The sequence below is a fragment of the Enterococcus ureasiticus genome, from assembly GCF_001730285.1.
In the GTDB taxonomy this organism is placed as follows: Bacteria; Bacillota; Bacilli; order Lactobacillales; family Enterococcaceae; genus Enterococcus_L; species Enterococcus_L ureasiticus.
The window spans coordinates 912,065-932,081 of record NZ_MIJZ01000001.1 but is presented as its reverse complement, the minus strand read 5'-3'; the positions used below and the strand labels follow the sequence as shown (position 1 = coordinate 932,081).

At 35.9% G+C, this 20,017-nt stretch carries 22 protein-coding genes; 17 read left to right on the top strand and 5 right to left on the bottom strand.

What is annotated here, in order from left to right:
• Positions 1-149: 149 nt before the first annotated feature.
• Genes rapZ through BCR21_RS04380 form a run of 4 tightly spaced genes read left to right on the top strand, consistent with a single transcriptional unit; the run spans position 150 to position 3,246 of the window.
• Positions 150-1,034, top strand: a complete 885-nt coding sequence (gene rapZ, locus BCR21_RS04395; protein ID WP_069645276.1) for an RNase adapter RapZ — start codon at positions 150-152, stop codon at positions 1,032-1,034.
• A complete protein-coding gene (locus tag BCR21_RS04390; RefSeq protein WP_069645275.1) occupies positions 1,031-2,029 on the top strand; it encodes a gluconeogenesis factor YvcK family protein in 999 nt (332 codons plus the stop codon). The genes rapZ and BCR21_RS04390 overlap by 4 nt, the downstream gene beginning before the upstream one ends.
• A gap of 32 nt (positions 2,030-2,061) precedes the next feature.
• Positions 2,062-2,997, top strand: a complete 936-nt coding sequence (gene whiA, locus BCR21_RS04385) for a DNA-binding protein WhiA (RefSeq protein ID WP_069645274.1) — start codon at positions 2,062-2,064, stop codon at positions 2,995-2,997.
• Between the two features lie 6 nt (positions 2,998-3,003).
• A complete protein-coding gene (locus BCR21_RS04380; protein WP_240488061.1) occupies positions 3,004-3,246 on the top strand; it encodes a hypothetical protein in 243 nt (80 codons plus the stop codon).
• Positions 3,247-3,260: 14 nt separating this feature from the next.
• Here BCR21_RS04380 and BCR21_RS04375 read toward each other — a convergent pair whose 3' ends face one another.
• The 3 genes from BCR21_RS04375 to BCR21_RS04365 all read right to left on the bottom strand — a co-directional run bounded on the left by BCR21_RS04375 (position 3,261) and on the right by BCR21_RS04365 (position 5,136).
• Positions 3,261-3,782: a DsbA family protein gene (locus tag BCR21_RS04375; RefSeq protein WP_069645272.1), complete on the bottom strand. Its 522-nt coding sequence runs from the start codon at positions 3,780-3,782 to the stop codon at positions 3,261-3,263.
• Between the two features lie 107 nt (positions 3,783-3,889).
• Complete coding sequence (gene clpP / locus BCR21_RS04370) at positions 3,890-4,486, bottom strand: ATP-dependent Clp endopeptidase proteolytic subunit ClpP (RefSeq protein ID WP_010760682.1); 597 nt, start codon at positions 4,484-4,486, stop codon at positions 3,890-3,892.
• A 173-nt stretch (positions 4,487-4,659) separates the two neighbouring features.
• Positions 4,660-5,136: a TM2 domain-containing protein gene (locus tag BCR21_RS04365; protein ID WP_069645271.1), complete on the bottom strand. Its 477-nt coding sequence runs from the start codon at positions 5,134-5,136 to the stop codon at positions 4,660-4,662.
• 218 nt (positions 5,137-5,354) lie between these two features.
• On the opposite strand from BCR21_RS04365, the gene BCR21_RS04360 reads away from it, so the two are divergent.
• From BCR21_RS04360 to BCR21_RS04320, 11 genes are all read left to right on the top strand, one after another.
• A complete protein-coding gene (locus BCR21_RS04360; RefSeq protein ID WP_069645270.1) occupies positions 5,355-5,870 on the top strand; it encodes a hypothetical protein in 516 nt (171 codons plus the stop codon).
• Between the two features lie 1,028 nt (positions 5,871-6,898).
• Positions 6,899-8,590: a dihydroxy-acid dehydratase gene (gene ilvD, locus BCR21_RS04355; protein WP_069645269.1), complete on the top strand. Its 1,692-nt coding sequence runs from the start codon at positions 6,899-6,901 to the stop codon at positions 8,588-8,590.
• Positions 8,591-8,603: 13 nt separating this feature from the next.
• Positions 8,604-10,298, top strand: a complete 1,695-nt coding sequence (ilvB, locus tag BCR21_RS04350) for a biosynthetic-type acetolactate synthase large subunit (protein ID WP_069645268.1) — start codon at positions 8,604-8,606, stop codon at positions 10,296-10,298.
• Between the two features lies 1 nt (position 10,299).
• Entirely contained in the window at positions 10,300-10,782 is a 483-nt protein-coding gene (gene ilvN / locus BCR21_RS04345; protein ID WP_010765627.1) for an acetolactate synthase small subunit, read from the top strand.
• A gap of 54 nt (positions 10,783-10,836) precedes the next feature.
• On the top strand, positions 10,837-11,832 hold the full coding sequence (ilvC, locus tag BCR21_RS04340) for a ketol-acid reductoisomerase (protein WP_069645267.1): 996 nt from the start codon (positions 10,837-10,839) through the stop codon (positions 11,830-11,832).
• Positions 11,833-11,903: 71 nt separating this feature from the next.
• Positions 11,904-13,157, top strand: coding sequence for a threonine ammonia-lyase IlvA (gene ilvA, locus BCR21_RS04335; RefSeq protein WP_069645266.1), 1,254 nt, complete (start codon positions 11,904-11,906; stop codon positions 13,155-13,157).
• Between the two features lie 156 nt (positions 13,158-13,313).
• Entirely contained in the window at positions 13,314-13,472 is a 159-nt protein-coding gene (locus tag BCR21_RS16965) for a hypothetical protein (protein ID WP_167351762.1), read from the top strand.
• 674 nt (positions 13,473-14,146) lie between these two features.
• Positions 14,147-16,015: an acyltransferase family protein gene (locus tag BCR21_RS04330; protein WP_069645265.1), complete on the top strand. Its 1,869-nt coding sequence runs from the start codon at positions 14,147-14,149 to the stop codon at positions 16,013-16,015.
• Positions 16,016-16,219: 204 nt separating this feature from the next.
• Positions 16,220-16,330, top strand: a complete 111-nt coding sequence (locus BCR21_RS17335) for a VOC family protein (protein ID WP_084013220.1) — start codon at positions 16,220-16,222, stop codon at positions 16,328-16,330.
• The gene (locus tag BCR21_RS16960) at positions 16,331-16,648 is read left to right on the top strand and encodes a hypothetical protein (RefSeq protein ID WP_069645264.1); all 318 of its coding nucleotides are present in this window, start codon (positions 16,331-16,333) and stop codon (positions 16,646-16,648) included.
• Entirely contained in the window at positions 16,617-17,156 is a 540-nt protein-coding gene (locus tag BCR21_RS04320; protein ID WP_069645263.1) for a GNAT family N-acetyltransferase, read from the top strand. Before BCR21_RS16960 ends, BCR21_RS04320 begins: the two co-directional genes overlap by 32 nt.
• A gap of 53 nt (positions 17,157-17,209) precedes the next feature.
• On the opposite strand, the gene BCR21_RS04315 is transcribed toward BCR21_RS04320, so the two are convergent.
• Entirely contained in the window at positions 17,210-17,731 is a 522-nt protein-coding gene (locus BCR21_RS04315) for a GNAT family N-acetyltransferase (protein ID WP_069645262.1), read from the bottom strand.
• 24 nt (positions 17,732-17,755) lie between these two features.
• On the bottom strand, positions 17,756-18,592 hold the full coding sequence (locus BCR21_RS04310; RefSeq protein ID WP_069645261.1) for an NUDIX domain-containing protein: 837 nt from the start codon (positions 18,590-18,592) through the stop codon (positions 17,756-17,758).
• Positions 18,593-18,814: 222 nt separating this feature from the next.
• Here BCR21_RS04310 and BCR21_RS04305 point away from each other — a divergent pair, with 222 nt between their 5' ends.
• Both BCR21_RS04305 and BCR21_RS04300 read left to right on the top strand, forming a co-directional pair.
• On the top strand, positions 18,815-19,357 hold the full coding sequence (locus tag BCR21_RS04305) for a biotin transporter BioY (RefSeq protein WP_069645260.1): 543 nt from the start codon (positions 18,815-18,817) through the stop codon (positions 19,355-19,357).
• Between the two features lie 4 nt (positions 19,358-19,361).
• On the top strand, positions 19,362-19,685 hold the full coding sequence (locus BCR21_RS04300; RefSeq protein WP_069645259.1) for a CHY zinc finger protein: 324 nt from the start codon (positions 19,362-19,364) through the stop codon (positions 19,683-19,685).
• Positions 19,686-20,017 lie beyond the last annotated feature (332 nt).

The following is a 20,017-nucleotide window of genomic DNA, read 5'->3' as shown; positions in this document are numbered from 1 at the left end:
TTCCTATTTAGATAGTAATGAAAAGTGCCCTATGTAAAAGCTTAAATTCCTAAGAAAGTCTGAATGGACATGAAAATTGATTGAAAAGCTTTCTTTGATACGCCCGGGATGCTATAATTAATAAAATGTTTCCAAAGGAGCGTTAAAAAATGGCTGATAATTTACAATTAGTTATAATCACTGGAATGAGCGGAGCAGGAAAGACTGTAGCTATTCAAAGCTTTGAAGATATGGGGTATTTTTGTATCGATAACATGCCCCCAAGTTTGATTCCTAAATTCTGGGAGTTGATCAAAGAATCTGGAAAAGTAACGAAAATCGCATTAGTGATCGATTTACGTTCTCGTAATTTCTTTAGAGAAATTCAAGATATGTTGGTGGAACTTGAAAATACGAATCTGATCGATACCACGATCATGTTTTTAGATGCGACGGACGAAGAACTTGTTTCTCGTTATAAAGAAACACGCCGTGCCCATCCGCTAGCGATGGATGGTCTGGTTACAGAAGGAATCAGAAAAGAGCGGGCAATTCTCGAAGAAATCAGAGGTGACGCTCAAGTTGTTATTGATACGACTGATTTATCACCTAGACAATTACGAGAAAGAATCAATGAAGAATTTAAATCTAGAGATACCCATGAATTTCGTGTCGAACTTGTTTCATTTGGGTTTAAATATGGCTTGCCGATTGATGCAGACATTGTCATGGATGTTCGCTTTTTACCAAATCCGCACTATATACCAGAATTAAGACCACTGACAGGACAAGATCCTTCTGTTTATGATTACGTAATGAGTTTTCCTGAGACGGAAAGTTTTTATACTCGATTTATTGAGTTGTTGAAAAATGTGATGCCAGGTTATGAAAAAGAAGGAAAATCAAGTATTACGATTGCCATAGGTTGTACTGGTGGACAGCATCGTTCGGTCGCCTTGACAGAACGTGTGGGTAAAGAGCTCGGACAAGACTATCATGTTAACATTACGCATCGTGATAAAGGAAAGCGTAAAGAGACGGTGAATCGCTCATGAAAATGAAAACGTACCGTATTAGAAAACCCAAAATCGTCGTTGTTGGTGGCGGAACAGGATTACCAGTTATTTTAAAAAGTTTGCGCAATCAAAGTGCGGATATTACAGCTGTGGTGACTGTTGCAGATGACGGAGGAAGTAGCGGTGAGATTCGAGAGTCAATGAATATGACGCCACCGGGAGATTTACGCAATGTATTAGTTGCCTTATCCGATATGCCTCAGTTGTATGAAGATATTTTTCAGTATCGTTTTGATAAATCAGATAACTATTTTGCCAATCATGCAATTGGAAATTTAATCATTGCAGCTGTTTCAGAAATGCGTGGTAGTACGTATGAGGCCATTCAGCTACTTTCAAAAATGATGCATGTGGATGGACATATTTATCCTTCTTCAGAAAGGCCTTTGACGTTACATGCTGTTTTTAAAGATGGCTCTATTGCAGTCGGTGAATCCAATATTGCTGTTGACCGAAAAACAATCGATCATGTTTTTGTGACGAACACAAATGATGATGAACAGCCAAAAGCTGCTAGAAAAGTAGTGAAAGCAATTGAAGAAGCCGATATGATTGTTTTAGGACCAGGTAGTATGTTTACAAGTATTTTACCAAATTTAGTGATCAAGGAAATTGGAGAAGCGATCATCAATGCTGAGGCTGAAGTGGTCTACATTTGTAATATCATGACTCAAAAAGGTGAAACAGAACATTTTACTGATGCTGACCATGTTTGTGTATTGCACCAACACCTTAAAAGTAAGTTTGTTGACACGGTTTTAGTTAATACAGAAAATGTACCTGATGGTTATATGGATCCAGAAGTTTATGATGAGTATTTAGTCCAAGTAGAACACGATTTCCAAAAATTGAGAGATGAAGGCTGTCGTGTGATTTCTACTGACTTTTTAAAATTGCGTGATGGCGGTGTTTTTCATGATGGCGATAAAGTTGTGGACGAACTATTCCACATTGTATTCGGCGCAAGATATTAAAGCGTAACAAAATAAGAGAGGAGGCGTGGAGATTGTCTTTTGCAGCAGATGTAAAAAAAGAGCTGACAACTTTAGAGGTTCATCGAGAACATGCACGAGCAGAATTAGCCGCTTTGATTCGGATGAATGGCTCATTAAGTATTGTGAATCAGCAATTTGTATTGAATGTTCAAACAGAAAATGCAGCGATCGCCAGACGAATCTATTCTCTTTTAAAAGACCACTATGATGTTCGCTCAGAATTATTAGTCCGAAAAAAAATGAAATTAAAAAAGAATAACGTCTATATCGTACGATTAAAACAAGATACGAAAAATGTGCTGGCTGATTTAGATATTTTGGATGGAATGATGTTCAATACTCATGTGTCAGATGAAATTATAGGGAATGCACAAAAAATGAGATCCTATTTAAGAGGTGCTTTTATGGCCTCAGGATCAGTCAATAACCCAGAAACAAGTCGTTATCATTTGGAAATATTTTCGATTTATGAAGAACATAATGATGATATTTGTCAGATGCTGAACTATTATGATTTAAACGCACGGACATTGGAACGTCGCAACGGTTACATTTCTTACCTAAAAGGGGCGGAACGAATCGCTGATTTTTTAACATTGATTGGTGCGACAAATTCGATGTTGAAATTTGAAGATGTTCGGATCGTTCGTGATATGCGTAATTCAGTAAATCGTTTGGTCAACTGTGAAACGGCTAATCTTAATAAAACAATTGATGCCGCATCAAAACAAATCGAAAATATCCAATATATCGAAAGTGTGGTTGGTTTGACCGCTTTGCCGGGAAAATTACAGGAAATTGCTGAATTACGTTTGGAATATCCAGAAGTGAGCTTAAAAGAATTGGGTGAGATGATTCCATCAGGGGCCATTTCAAAATCAGGAATCAATCATCGGATTCGTAAAATCAATGAATTTGCTGATAAATTAAGAGAAAAAAGTGCGTAACTTCTTATGGATTGCTATGAGGCAATAGCAGAGAGTTGGGTGGAAATGATGGGTGTAGAAGATAAAGATTTTATTATGAGACAAATCAAACAACTTGGAGAAGGTCTAGGAACCTTTCTTGGAAAAGAAGATGTGGATAAGATTTTAAGTTTTGGTGAAGATGCTGAAAAAGAAATTGAAGATTCTTCATTAGAAAAGAAAATGAGTTCGGATCGTATAGCTGAAAAAAATAAGACAAAGCCTAAGTAGCTTTGTCTTATTTTTTATTTGCCTTCTATATAGCTGATCAATTCGTCTTTAGTAACAGATTCATCAAAAATATGATCACCAATCACGATCGTTGGCACAAATTTGATATTTGCGGCCGCAGCTTCCTCGATGACAGATTGGACGATGGCAGGTGTTTCTTTTTCAGGTAGTTGCAAATTATCTTCAGCAAATACTGCCACATCTTCTAAAGAAAGATTCCCCCATTGATCTTGTGTATCATACATTTGTTTTAAATCAGTCAAGCCTTTTTCAGGCAAATCATAATTGATATGGTGATGCATCACATTGCCACGTTGCAAACTTTCTTTTTCTTTATCTAAAAGTTTGATGATTCGTTGAACTTTACCCTCTTTGACATATTCATTTAATAAATCAAAAGATTCTTCAAACCATTTTTTACAATATGGGCAGCGAACGTTCATAAATTCAACCATCTTTACAGGAGCTGAGTCCTTTCCAATAGCCAAACCATTTTTTGTTGTAACTTTTGTTGCATCGATTACTGAAATATCCATTTTAGTAACATCCTTTCATTTCTTCTATCTTTAGTGTAGCGCTTTTTGCAATTAGTTTAAATAAAAATGCCCAAAATTTTCAAAAGAAAATTTGGGCATGAGCTTTATTATTTGCTTAAAGAGCTGCTGTTCTCCATTACTTCATCGATCAAACCGTATTCTTTTGCTTGTTGAGCAGTCATAAAGTTATCACGATCTGTGTCGCGTTCAATGACTTCAAGTGGTTGACCAGTACGCTCTGCTAAAATTTTATTCAAGCGATCACGCGTATCAAGAATGTGTTTAGCTGCAATTTCGATCTCAGTTGCTTGCCCCTGTGCACCACCTAAAGGTTGATGAATCATGATTTCGGCATTCGGTAATGCAAATCGTTTGCCTTTTGTACCAGCAGTTAATAAGAAACTTCCCATAGAAGCTGCCATACCAAGGACGATTGTTTGCACGTCAGCTTTAACAAAATTCATGGTGTCGAAGATTGCTAATCCAGCAGAAACACTTCCTCCTGGTGAGTTGATATAGATGTAGATGTCTTTTTCAGAATCTTGCGCATCCAAAAATAGTAATTGGGCAATGACTGAGTTCGCTACATTATCATCGATCGGACCACTTAACATGATGATTCTATCTTTTAATAATCGTGAATAAATATCATATGCTCTTTCTCCACGAGATGATTGTTCAATGACTGTTGGTATTAAATTCATAGTATATTCCTCCTATATAAAAACTCTTCAAATCATTTTATCACAAAGCATACCTTAATGCTTAAAAAAAGTATACTTCATTGGTCAATAAAGGTCAACTTTAATGCACTAACTTAAGCAAAAAAAGAGGGATTAAAAAGCCTTAGGATATCCTAAGACTTTATCTTCAACTATTATGAAGTTACAACAATATTTCCATTTTGATCTGCAGGCTTAAGTAACGTAATAATTGATGTGAAAAACGCAATAATTCCAGGAATTGCTGTCCAGCTGAACACTAGGTACATGATTCCTTTTCCAGTAAAACCAGAGTAGAACTTGTGAGCACCTATCCAACCTAAGAAAAATGCTAATATAAAGTAAACCCATTTATTAACGACTCTACCATGCTGTACATAGCCACCAACTGATTGCGTGTTATTATTTTCATTAACGATATTGATATTGATTTTATCTTGCAAATTTTCTGTTGCACTTGCAGTTTTTTCTGTTTTATGGATGATTAATTCATCACCATCTTCGAATACATCAACAAAATCACCGATTTCTGGCTTGAAATTAAACCATTCGTACAATGCACGTGTTGTGCTTCCATCTTCATTGGCAATAACGACATCATCAAAATCTAACTTAATCACTTTTTTCCCCATACTAACTTCCCCAACTCTCGTATATGATATTACTTCTGTTATATTATATCATCAATTGAATGAGTAATCTAGACCTTTTAATAAAGGAAATAATCAAAAACTGCAGAAAAAAATGAAAAAATTAAGTGAGACAAATAAATTTTTTTCATATTTTTTTGTCCTTGTAAAAGGATATGTTATACTGGAAAAACAAGAATGAGAAGAGTGAGGGAATCCGAATGGTTGTTTTTATCGCAGGTATGACTGGTGTCTTGATTGGTGCAGTTATCGTATCGATAGGTGTTGCTTTACGTGTAACTTATGACGAACGCAAGGCAGTACGTTATCGAGAACTAGAAAATTTTGTCAAAGAAATAGAGACACTAAATCTTTTAAACAAAAAAATCAATGAGATTCTACAAAAAAGAGACATCTATGTAGACAAGTCCGTGAACTTCATATCGATGGATGATTGTTATATCAGTATCGATGATTTTATCTATTTAGAATCATTTTCGGCACAAAATAATTTCTATTTGCCTACATATTTGATTGAAGAATTTTTTAAAAAAATTGCGCATAGAAAGGTTATCTTAACACCTGATGAAGTGATTTCAATGGGTGGAAACACATATAAAGGCGGTCGAGTTATATTAGAAAGTTTTTCAGAAGAGTTACTTTCTATTATTGAAGATAAAAAAAGACAAATGAAACGTCTAACGCACAAACCTTTGTATTATTTCCAACGAAACTAAAAATAGCGTGAGACAAAACTAAAAATCAGTTTTGTCTCACGCTATAAATTTGAATAAAGGGCGAGAAAAAGCAGCTCCTTCGAAAATAAGCTGAAATTCATAAAAATTTGAAGAGCAATTTCCTTTTATTTCTCGGAGCTAAATACTTTTGTCTCGGCCTCTTTTTTTTTGGGGTTGTAAGCTGCTACTTTTTCTTTGTCATCAATACAAGAAAAATCATCTTGAGGTAAATTTTTAAATTGTTGTTCAAATTCGGTGATTTCTTTAAAGAGAGATCTTTTTTTATTGATTCTTTTGTATCGTCAGTGTAGCTATCAGTTATATTTTTTTCTAAGCTATTCAATTCTGTATTTGTTTTTTTAAAATAGCTTATGTTTCATCGGGCTTCGAATTAACCTCATTTGTTGTTTTCAAATTAGTGCATCCTCCTAAGAATAAAATCCCAATCAAACAAATAAGTATTACTGCCGTCTTTTTCATTAGTCACTCATCTGCCTTTTCTAATAGATAGTCCAGAAATGAAATCGTTTTAGGTCGATATACTTTATCACACATACATAAGGCAAATAATATAATGTTAAATTTTTTGTTTGATTTCTTCATTATCAAACATTAAGTATGAAAGTATAGACTAATGTTGTTAGAATTTTCTGAATTTTTTTATCAAATTTTATTGACATTCTCATTTGTTAGGTTTATAGTTAACAAAAGCTTTTATTTATCACATGCTATTTTAATCTTTATAGATTTTTTAAAAGAGGAGACCATTGCCATGAAGAAGACAAACAACAACCACGTATTAGTCATTATTTTATCGTGTAGGACTTAGAACGCTGAGAAATTTTGCAGATGTTTGAGTCCTGTTTGTCTTTGGTAGATGGGGTTCTTACTAAGACATCCCATTCAATCGATGGGATGTTTTTTTTGTAGAAAGTTTTATAAAGAGGCGAGCAGAATAAATAAGAAAATGAATCCGAAGAATCAAAAATGAGTTCTTCTGGGGATAACTGAATTGGAGTGGATGAAAAATGCGTAGTGATAAAATCAAAAAAGGAATCGAGGCGGCTCCCGCCAGAAGCTTGCTCTATGCAACTGGGCAGGTAAAAAATGCCAAAGATATGAACAAACCGTTTATAGCCATTTGTAATTCTTATATTGATATAGTGCCAGGACATGTGCATTTAAGAGAGTTAGCAGATGTTGCCAAAGAAGCAATTCGTGAAGCTGGAGGAATCCCTTTCGAATTTAACACGATTGGTGTAGATGACGGTATTGCTATGGGACATATTGGCATGCGTTATTCATTACCTAGTAGAGAAGTTATTGCAGATGCAGCTGAAACCGTGATTAATGCCCATTGGTTTGATGGCGTATTCTATATTCCTAACTGTGACAAAATCACTCCAGGGATGTTGATGGCTAGTGTTCGAACGAATGTACCAGCAATTTTTTGTTCAGGTGGACCAATGAAAGCAGGCATTGATCCAACAGGACATACGCTGACACTTTCGAATATGTTTGAAGCGGTGGGAACCTTTAAAGAAGGTAAAATGACTGAAGAGGAATTTAACTTTATGGAGCAAAATGCCTGTCCAACTTGTGGGTCATGTGCTGGGATGTTTACAGCAAACTCAATGAATTGTTTGATGGAAGTTTTAGGAATGGCATTACCTGGAAATGGAACGATTTTAGCTGTATCAGATGAACGTAGAGAACTTGTTAGACAATCTGCTTTTCATTTGATGGATCTAGTCAAAAAACAAATCAAACCACGAGACATTATTACGAAAGAAGCCATCGATGATGCGTTTGCGTTAGATATGGCAATGGGCGGCTCAACGAATACAGTTTTGCATACCTTAGCGATTGCTAATGAAGCAGAGATCGAATACAACTTAGAAGAAGTTAATGCGATTGCTGAACGCGTTCCTTATCTATCAAAAATTGCCCCGTCATCTGCTTACTCAATGCATGATGTTCATGAAGCAGGAGGTGTTCCAGCGATTATGAAAGAGTTAGTAGACTTAGGCAACGCAATCCATCCAGACCGTATCACAGTTACTGGAAAAACAATTCGTGAAAATGTTCAGGATGCTGTAATCAAAAACGAAGAAGTTATCCATCCAAAAGAAAATCCATACAGCCCAGTAGGTGGCTTATCGATCTTGTATGGAAACATTGCACCAAAAGGCAGCGTGATCAAAGTTGGTGGAGTAGACCCGTCTATCAAAAAATTTGTAGGTAAAGCGATTTGTTTCAGTTCTCATGATGAAGCTGTTGCAGCAATCGATGATCATACTGTTAAAAAAGGTCATGTTGTGGTTATTCGTTACGAAGGGCCAAAAGGCGGACCAGGTATGCCGGAAATGTTAGCACCAACATCCAGTATCGTCGGACGAGGTTTAGGAAAAGATGTCGCTTTGATTACCGATGGCCGCTTTTCAGGAGCAACCCGCGGAATAGCAGTGGGGCATATTTCTCCAGAAGCTGCAGCAGGCGGTCCGATTGCGTTAGTTGAAGATGGCGATGAAATTGAAATTGATTTGATAAATCGAACACTGGAATTACATGTTTCTGATGAAGAGTTGGCGAAAAGAAATGATCAATTACCGAAATTCAAAGCAAAAGTAAAAACAGGATACTTAGCTCGATACACGGCTTTGGTAACGTCAGCTCATACGGGAGGAATCATGCAGATTCCAGAAGATTTGCTAGACTAAAGGAGGGAAGCTCATGGCTGAACAACAGAGAAAAATGAAAAATGGGTCAAGAATTTTGATTGATGCATTGCTGAAACAAAATGTAGAAATGATTTTTGGATATCCTGGTGGAGCGGTGCTCCCTCTATACGATGCATTATACGACAGAGATATTCCTCATATTTTGACGCGGCATGAACAAGGAGCTGTTCATGCTGCAGAAGGATATGCCAAAGCTACTGGAAAACCTGGTGTAGTAATCGTAACTAGTGGTCCAGGTGCGACAAATGCGATCACTGGTATTGCTGATGCGATGAGTGATTCGATTCCAATGGTTGTTTTCACGGGCCAAGTCGTTACAGAGGGTATTGGTAAAGATGCTTTTCAAGAAGCAGATGTCATTGGGCTGACAATGCCGATTACTAAAAACAATTACCAAGTTCGGGAGACTAAAGAATTACCACGAATCATCGAGGAAGCTTTTCATATTGCGACAACCGGTAGAAAAGGACCAGTCGTAATCGATTTACCTAAAGATATGACGATCATGGAAGCGGCTGTAGATAGCGAAGTGAAATTAAATTTACCAAGCTATCAGCCAACAGTGAAACCTAATAAACTTCAGGTAAAAAAACTAATGGAAGCCTTGGCAGTTGCCAAAAAGCCATTGGTATTGGTTGGTGCAGGCGTTTTACATGCAGATGCTGGTAAAGAATTAGTAGAATTCATCAATAAATATCAAGTCCCAGCACTAAGTACCTTACTTGGTCTAGGAGCTGTCCCGACAGAAAATGAACTATTTTTAGGTATGGGTGGAATGCATGGATCTTTTGCGGCTAACATGGCCTTGACCGATTGCGATCTGCTGATTAATCTAGGTTCTCGTTTTGATGACCGGTTGGCTAGTGCCCCTAAAGAATTTGCTTCTAATGCAGTGATTGCTCATGTCGATATCGATCCAGCAGAAATTGGAAAAATCATTGATACACAAATCCCGATTGTGGCAGATGTCAAAGAAACATTAAAGGAAATGTTGAAAAACGATATTGAATGCTCGGACTGTACAGATTGGAAAAAACTAAACCTTTCAAGAAAAAAATTACATCCATTCAAATATGATAAGGAACAAACAGCGGAAATCAAACCCCAAAAAGTCATTGAATTTATTGGTGAGCTGACAAACGGGGAAGCAATTGTAGCAACTGATGTAGGTCAACACCAAATGTGGGCTGCTCAGTTTTACCCATTTAAAAATGAAAAACAACTGATAACAAGTGGTGGACTTGGCACAATGGGGTACGGTGTACCAGCTGCAATTGGGGCAAAATTAGGTTGTCCAGATAAAGAAGTTGTCCTTTTTGTTGGTGATGGTGGTTTCCAAATGACAAATCAAGAATTAGCCATTTTAAATATATACAATATTCCAATCAAAATTGTGATTTTGAATAACCAATCATTGGGAATGGTACGTCAATGGCAGGAAAGCTTCTTCAATGAACGCCGTTCGGAATCAGTTTTCACTTCTCAACCGGATTTTGTGAAGATGGCAGAAGCCTATCATATCAAAGGTCTTAGAATAGAGGATCCCGAAACTATCGAGACTGAGTTGACAGAAGCATTTAAAGAAACAGGACCATTGTTGATTGAAGTCATGGTTTCACCGACGGAACATGTTTTACCAATGGTTCCAGCGGGCAAAGCAAACTATCAAATGCTGGGGGTGGACTAAAATGAGACGAATCATTACCGCAACAGTCAATAATAATTCCGGTGTCTTGAATCGCTTCAGTGGTGTTCTAACACGTAGGCAAGTCAATATCGACAGTATCTCAGTCGGACCGACAGAATTAGAGAATGTTTCGAGAATCACGATCATTGTTCAAGTCGCCGATCTAAATGAAAGTGAACAAGTCACCAAGCAATTGAACAAGCAAATCGATGTAATCAAAGTTTCCGATATAACGGATGAACCACATTTAGAAAGAGAATTAGCATTAGTCAAAGTCAATGCACCAGCTGCTGTACGAGCAGAATTATTTTCTGTGATCGATCCATTTAGAGCGAACGTTATCGATGTCGGTACACGCTCAGTCGTGATTCAAGTCACAGGGACAAGCGAAAAAATCAGCGCCTTTGTTGACGTGGTCGCACCATACGGAATCAAACAACTAGCTCGAACAGGCGTTACGGGGTTTACCAGAGGCAACAACTAAAAACAGGTCTTAAAGCATACGCTTATAAGCATAAAAAATTTGGAGGGTTTAACAATGGCAAAAGTATATTACGATAATTCAGTAGAAAACAATCAATTAGAAGGTAAAACAATTGCGATCATCGGCTATGGATCACAAGGACACGCTCATGCACAAAATCTAAGAGACAACGGCAACCAAGTAATCATCGGGATTCGTGAAGGAAAATCAGCAGAAGCTGCCCGTAATGACGGTTTCGATGTATTATCCGTTGAAGAAGCATCTAAAAAAGCAGATGTAGTCATGATTTTAGCTCCAGATGAAATTCAAGGAGACCTTTATGACAATGAAATTGCACCAAATTTAGAAGCTGGCAATGCGCTAGCATTCGGTCATGGCTTCAATATTCATTTTGATGTAATCAACCCACCAAAGGATGTGGATGTTTTCTTAGTTGCTCCTAAAGGACCAGGACACCTTGTACGTCGTACCTTTACAGAAGGTTTTGCGGTACCAGCATTATTTGCTGTATATCAAGATGCAACAGGCAAAGCGAGTGATGTTGCGCTATCATATGCAAAAGGAATCGGTGCAACGCGCGTTGGGGTGTTAGAAACAACGTTTAAAGAAGAAACTGAAACAGATCTATTCGGTGAACAAGCAGTATTATGTGGTGGTTTAACAAGCTTGATCGAAGCAGGCTTTGAAACATTGACCGAAGCAGGCTACCAACCAGAATTAGCGTACTTTGAAGTATGCCATGAATTGAAATTGATCGTTGATCTTATTTATGAAGGAGGATTTGAGAAAATGCGTAACTCAATCTCAAATACTGCTGAATATGGTGATTATGTTTCAGGTCCTCGGGTTGTAACGGCTGAAACAAAAGCAAATATGAAAGAAGTTCTTACCGATATCCAAAACGGTAAATTTGCAAAAGGGTTCATTGACGATAACAAAAACGGATTTAAAGATTTCAATCAAATGCGTAAAGATAACGCTGGACATCCAATTGAAAAAGTTGGAGCAGAGTTACGTAAAATGATGCCTTTCGTATCAAGAGAAGACTAAACTAATAAATGAGGTTGAGAAAAATATTTTTCTCAACCTTTTACATAATAAAAAAGGGTGAGGAAAATTTGGTGAAATTAACAAAAGAAAATATCGAAGAAGCGTATGATACGCTAAAAAATGTCGTAACGAAAACACCATTACAGTACGATATGTATCTATCACAAAAGTATCAATGCAATGTTTATTTAAAAAGAGAAGATCTACAAAAAGTTCGTTCATTCAAATTAAGAGGAGCATATTATGCAATCAAACGAACACCTCACGACATGCTAAAAAATGGAGTAGTCTGTGCTAGTGCAGGAAATCACGCTCAAGGAGTAGCCTATACGTGTCATGAAATGAAAGTACTGGCAACAATTTTTATGCCGACGACCACACCACAACAAAAAGTTTCTCAAGTGAATTTTTTCGGTGGAGATGAAGTAACAGTTAAATTGATTGGTGACACTTTTGATGCTTCTGCAAAAGCTGCTAAAGAATATGCCAAGGCGAATAATCAAGCATTTATTGATCCTTTTAATGATTTAAATATTATGGCTGGACAAGGAACAGTAGCAGTAGAAGTATTTCAAGAAGCAAAAGAGTCTGAATTTCAAGTAGATTATATGTTAGCCGCAATCGGAGGTGGTGGATTAGTCAGTGGTGTTTCGACGTACACAAAGAGTGTGAGCCCAACCACAGCAGTTGTTGGAATAGAGCCACTTGGAGCTCAATCGATGCGTGCTGCTTTTGATCAAGGCAAACCAGTAATGCTTGACAGTGTCGAGAAATTTGTAGACGGAGCGGCAGTCAAACAAGTTGGAGATTTGACTTATGAACATGCGCTTGAACATGTAGACGTTCTGTTGGCAGTGGACGAAGGCCAGGTTTGTTCAACGATTTTAGAGTTATATACGAAACAAGCAATCGTTGTAGAACCAGCAGGGGCATTAAGTGTTTCTGCTTTAGAATTAGTTAAAGACGACATAAAAGGAAAAAATGTAGTTTGCATTATTAGCGGTGGAAACAACGATATCAATCGCATGGAAGAAATCGAGGAACGTTCATTGATCTTTGAAGGACTAAAACATTATTTTGTGATCAATTTTCCTCAGCGTCCTGGTGCACTAAGAGAATTTGTAACAGATATTTTAGGACCTAATGATGATATCACTCGTTTTGAATATACTAAAAAAGTCAATCGTGGAACAGGACCTGTTGTTCTAGGAATTCTATTGAAAAATAAAGAAGAGTTACCAAATTTATTAGAAAAAATGACTACATTTGATCCTAATTATATTGATCTAAGTGATAATCCCTCATTATATGCGTTACTTGTATAATTATTTTCATGTAGCAATTCTTTAAGGTATTTTTTTGTTCACTATTGTATACAGGAATCGATTATATAATAGTGAACAAAAAAACGATCAAACAAGGAGTGTCTTTTTATGATCATTTTAGTCTATTATTGAATATATATATATTCATGGAAGAAAGTGAACTCCATTTCAAAGCACTGGCGTTTGACCGCTCAATTAAAACAACCATTAAAAACAGGTGATGGAGATATAAATGGAGATGGAATCTTCTTTCAACACAAAGGTGAGATTAATGAGTTTTTCGAGTTACCCATTACGGATGATTCAAGTACATAAATTTTCGGTAATAAAACAGCCAATTCTGGTTTGACGACGGTTTTATTTGAAGAAAGAAATGACATTATTTTAACGATGTCACCAACTAAAGTATATGCTACTGAATTTAAATTGTATGGACGTTGGAAAATACATTATAAACAAATCTCTAAGTTCTATTAAATGTAAAGACACTTTCTATTATTTGGAAAGTGTCTTTTGGTTTTAAGAATAATCAGGTTATAAAATAATGTCTATGGCTGAATGCATAGTAATTTTAATGTACTAAAATTAAAGATTTGGATTCCTAAAAGTAAAAAAGAGACAAATTAGCCGTAGCTAGAGCTAAAACTTTTAGCATTCAAAAATGAGTTTCACAGAAACTAAGAAAAAGCCATAAAAAAGATTCGGAAAATGTCTAAAATTTACTTAAAAAAATAAAAAAACAGATGGAGAGTCCTTGCCATTTGTTCAGAAAGAACGTATATTTAAGTTACTACATTAAATCGGTCAGAAAAACTACGACCGTCAAAGAACATGAGCCAGATAGAAATTTTTTTACACTTCAACGACCACCTTTTTTGGTCAAACACGACTTATTTTTTTTATCATTTGTCAATTTTAAAATCATGTTTCCTTTGTTAAAAAACTACTCGGATTATAAAAAAGAATACTAGTAAAGTTGGAAAATATAAATGAATAATAAAAAAAGATTAGACAAACGCCGTTATATTACCGGGTTCGATGGGATTCGAACAATCGCGGTCGTCGGTGTGATTCTGTATCACTTGTTCCCTAATATAATGCACGGGGGCTATTTAGGCGTCCCTATTTTTTTTGCAGTTTCTGGATATTTGATTACGGATTTATTGAGGCAAGAATGGCTTCAGACTGAAACAATCGATGTAAAAGGTTTTTATATACGCCGGATGAAACGACTATACCCCGGTCTAATTGCTATGTTGATTGCCGCATCAGCTTATATCGTACTTTTTCAAAGAGACTTATTGAATAACCTTCGCAGTGTGGTCGCCAGTAGTGTACTCTACTATAATAACTGGTGGCAGATTTTTAGAGGGTTTTCTTATTTTGACCGTTTTACAACGCAGTCACCATTTACTCATATTTGGTCTCTTGCTGTTGAAGCACAGAATTATTTGATTTGGCCCTTGTTATTTATTGTTCTTAAAAAGTACATTAAACACAGCGGAAAAATTTTCGGGTTGATTATGGCACTCGCTGTTGGTTCAGGTATTTTGATGGCCGTTCTGTACACTCCAGGTGCTGATCCTACGAGAGTTTATTATGGAACGGATACACGGCTATTTTCGATCCTGATGGGAAGTGGCTTGGCGTTTGTTTGGCCAAGTTTCCGTTTAAAAGAAGAAATCCCTATAAAAGCGAAGACGTTGCTAAATGGTGTAGGAATTGCTTCTTTAGTTGTTTTGTTACTATCATTTTTATTTTTGGCAGACCATTTTGCTTTTGTATATTATGGCGGTATGTTCATCGTTAGTATTTTTGCAACGATTCTGGTTGCAGTCACGGCACATCCAGGTGCTGATCTTAATCGCTGGTTAACAAATCCAGTGTTCACATGGTTTGGAAAAAGAAGTTATGGAATTTATTTATATCAATTTCCAGTCATGATTTTTTATGAAGCAAAAATTCAAAATCTAAGCGATCACGTATTGTTACATTCGTTAATTGAAATTGCATTGATTTTAGGAATCAGTGAACTGTCATATCGTTTTATTGAAAAACCATTAGGCAAGTTTTATTATCAGTATACATGGTTTGCTATCAAAGATTTTTTCCACAAACCTTGGCTCACAATTCCTAAAATGACTGCATTGATCAGTCTTGTTTTGTCCTGTTTTGCTCTTTTCGCGTTAGCTATTGCACCTTCAAATGAAGTCACTGCTGAACAACAACAGCTACAAAAAAATATTGAAGCGAACAAAAAGAAAGCAGAACAACGAAAAGCAGAGGAAAAAGCTAAAAACGAAGGGAAAACAAAAGACTCGACAAAACAGTCAAGCCCAGCACCAGAAGCGAACTTTGATTTAACAGCAGAAGAAATCAAGAAAGCACAGGGGATGGAAATCACAGCTTTTGGAGATTCAGTTATTTTGGATGCTGCCTCAGGTCTACAGGAAATTTTTCCTAAGATGATTGTGGACGGCGAAGTTGGCAGACAGCTTTATACTAGTACTCCAGTCATTGAAAAGTTAGATAAAGAAAAGCTATTAAAAGATAATGTTTTAGTTGGTCTAGGAACGAATGGTTCATTCACCGAAGCTCAATTTGATGAGTTTATGACAGCAATCGGTCCTAATCGCAAAGTCTATTGGATCAATGTCCGCGTTCCAACACGGAGATGGCAAAATGAAGTCAACGCTATGCTTGAAACAATGAAAAAGAAATACAAAAATCTTGTTATTATCGACTGGTATGACTACAGTAATGAGCATGAAGAGTGGTTTTATGATGATCGTGTGCATCCAAATGTGGATGGTCAAGTGAAGTATTCAAGTTTTATTGCGAAGCAAGTTGTAAAATAATCACTCAAAAGAGGTTAGAGGCAAAAGGTATTTTCCTTTTGTTTCAACCTCTTTATTTAGCTTAGGGCAAATTACAGTGTATAATCTAAATAACTTAGTACATGTGTGACTAATTTGAGTTCATAGAAACAATTCCTAATAGTTTAGGGACGTATTTAAAGAGAGGTTAGGGAGTGACGTGAGGATGTTTCAAATCCATCATGTTTGTATACAACGAATAAGTATCAAAAAAGCCTCGACTTTTATACAAAAGTTCTTGGTTTTACATTAGTCAATGAAACAACGAACGTTCATGAACGTTGTTATGATAGCTGATTGCAATCCGAAAAATTTTATCTAGAGCTTCAAACTGAGAAAAATAGACAGCTATCAGTACCTTTTAGCAAAGAAACAGAAGGTGTAGCACACGTTTGTTTTAATGTAGACGATTTGAAGGTTGCCAAAGAAAAATATCAACAGCTAGGTGCTTTGTTTTTAAATGAAAGAAAATCAAGTAATCTATCATATAGAAAATGTCTCATTGGTTTAAATTACAAGCTTCCTAAGGAACAACTATTGAGATTAGAGATAATCAAGTTTACTAAGATTGGAGGTGTAAAAATTGAAAATTATCCCATTAACACAAACAGATAGTTCTTATAAACAGGAATTAGCCAAGTTATTATCAGTAACTTGGCCAGATGATTATCCCACACTAGCAAGTCAAGAAATTGAAGGATTATTCGCAGAAGAAAGAATTGCTCTTGGTGCTATCGAAGGACAGCATCTAATTGGGTTTGTCGGTGCTATTCCACAGTATGGAAAAACTGGTTGGGAATTACATCCTTTAGTTGTAGATCCTGTATATCAGCATCGAAATGTTGGAACTGACTTAGTTCAGGCTTTGGAAAATGAAGTTAAAAAGCAAGGGGGAATAACGATCTATCTTGGATCTGATGATGAAACTTCTGCTACGTCTTTAAGTGACACAGATCTATATGAAGAGACATTTAAAAAAATCAGTACCATAAAAAATTACAAGCACCATCCATATGAATTTTACCAGAAGCTAGGGTATCAAATTGTTGGTGTTTTTCCAGATGTGAATGGTTTAGGCAAACCTGATATTTGGATGGCTAAAAGAATAGTAACGGATAAATGAATAAAAGCAATAAAACAAAGTAATTGTAAGATGCTTTGTTTTATTGCTTTTATTTAAGTTAGAACCAGTTGATAAGCAATTCGTTCACCGTCAGAGACGGGTAATAGAACATCCCCTTGATAGTTAAATCCCGCTTTTTTTATTAGCTGCTGCATCGTTTTATTTTCAGGGTGCGTATCAATACGGATATCTAAATAGTCATTTAATCTAGCAGTAGTAATGAGATAATTCATTAAAAGCAGTGCTAAACCTTTGCCTTGGTAGTTTGGGTTAAGTGCTACTCGATGGATTGTGGCATAATGTTGATTGGTTTGTTGCCACTGGCCATTTGTTATCTGTTCATAAGCTGTTTCAATTTTAGTCGAAAGAATCCCTAAACCTGCTATTTCTTGGTCAACAATCAATACGTAACATTGTTGTAGGGTGATATCATGTTCTAATAGCTCTTTGTTAGGTCCTTCACCATTTTGCCACTGAGGAATATGTTTATCATGGAGGAGTTTTCTTGCAGATCCAATGATTTCCATAATTCGTGATAAATCGGCAGAGACAGCTTTCCTTAAATATACAACCATGTCATTTACCTTTCTTATCGATAATTATTTTTTATATGAATTTTCAGGTTTTAGTTGATAAATTTTTGAAGGACGACCAATACCGACAGGACGTTCGCCAATCTCTTCAAAATGATGAAGCATGGCTTTTTTAAAGTTTGAGTGATCGATCTTTTTATAATCAGTACCGGAAAACTTAGCAAAGACTTTGCGAGCTTCTGTGATTGTAAAATCTCTTCCTAATACTTGAAGTACTTGAGGATCATGTTCCATTTTATTGGCCACTCGATTGAAGGCCTTTAAAATAATTTCGCTATGGTCAAAAGCCAGTGTATCTTTACCCGTGGAAGCTCCAGTATTTAAATCCAAAATGATTTCTACATCAGCGTTTGTAAGGGAAAGAGTGTTGTCTTTACGTTCCATCGTAAACCAGCGAACTTCTTTTGCATCATCACCTGCGATCAGGGGCTCTTCTCCGATAAAGGCAAGATAACTAATCGTTACGACCCAACCGCGAGGATCTCGATCAGGTCTGCTGAAACTATGCAGTTGTTCGATATTATCTTTAGAAATGATTACACCTGTTTCTTCCTTGGTTTCCCGCAATACACTTTCACCTGTAGATTCATTTCTATTGACAAAACCGCCAGGTAAAGCCCAAGAATTTCGATAAGGATGGCCTTTTCTTTTAATCAGCAGTATTTTTAATTGATCTTCTTCTTTGTTATAACACATTAAAACAATATCTACAGTCAGAGAAGGTTTTTCATACTCAGGAAGTTCTTGTTGATGGTACCATTTTAAAAATTCAGTTTCATCGGCTTGTTGCTCATAATATTGCTTTTCCTCTTGCTTTGAATCAAAGTGAACCAAAATGCTCATTCCCCTCTACATTAGATAAAAGTACTTTTTACTTTATTGTATCATTATCATCAAGAAAAACAACTAAAGTCGCATTAAAAAGTTTTAGATTTAGTAAAATTAAAATTTGAAGAGTAAATAAAATAAATTACGTTGCTTGTTAACCTTTATTTTATGTGGGTTGACAAAAAGCGGTGGAACTAGTATTTTAAATATATAAAATATTAGTTTATGGAGGAAAATATGAAAACGAAAGATATCACTAAAATTGCTATTATGATCAGTATCATTATTGTTTTGGGTTTTTTCCCACCGATTCCAATTAGTTTGCTGCCAGTTCCAATCGTAATTCAAAATGCTGGCTTTATGCTCAGCGGTTTACTTCTAGGGAAAAGAAATGGGACGATTGCAACTATGCTTTTTTTAGTGCTTGTAGCGATAGGATTTCCATTATTAGCTGGTGGTCGAGGTGGCTTGATGGTTTTTTTCAGTATTACGGCAGGCTATCTTGTTGCATATCCATTTGCTACATTTTTGATAGGTTGGATGACCGAGAAATTCAATCCAAATAACGAAAAAATAATGTACTCGTTTGGAATCACGTTTCTTTTTGGTGCATTATTTATAGATTTTTTTGGCGCTCTTGGTGTGAGTCTCCTTTCGGACGTCTCATTATCAAAAAGTTTGATTGCAAGCTTAGCATTTATACCGGGGGACACAGTAAAGGCATTTATTACCGCTATTTTAGCTAAAAGAATATCAAAAATTTTGATACAACGGAGATGATAATATGAAAGAGATATTTGGTCTGACTGTTGATGAGTTTGGAAGATGTGTTCATTATAATTTGTCAGAAGATGTTGTTGCAAATAAATGTTATAACTGTAAAAAGTACTATGCTTGTTATCGTTGTCATAATAAACTGGAAAAACATGTTTTTTTACCATGGCCAATATCAAAAAAGAACACTGATAAAGTTGTTCTTTGCGGAGCTTGTCAGTATGAAATGACTTATGTAGAATATAAAGAATTTAATAAGTGTCCAAACTGTGACCATCTATTTAATTTAAACTGTATAAATCATTTGCATTATTATTTTAGTTTTAAAGAATAAATAGCATAACACGTATAGTATTCGTACTTTGAGAAAATCAATTGATAGTATAACTCTTCTGCATAAAAAATATTAGATGTATAACAACCTTTTTTCAAAAAATCCTTTTTAAAAAGTAAAATTCGAGGGCAATACAACTGGATAAAAAGATCGAAAAAACATTACTATTAGGTAAGGATGTTGTTTGAGAAGTTAATGAGGGGAGTTAATATGTAGCTAATGAAAACTAAAAAAAGACAGGTATTTCTTATATGCTTATTACTGATTATTGGAGGGAGTTATATTAGTTTCAGCATATCACAGATAAAAGCCGAGAAAAATGTTAATAGTAA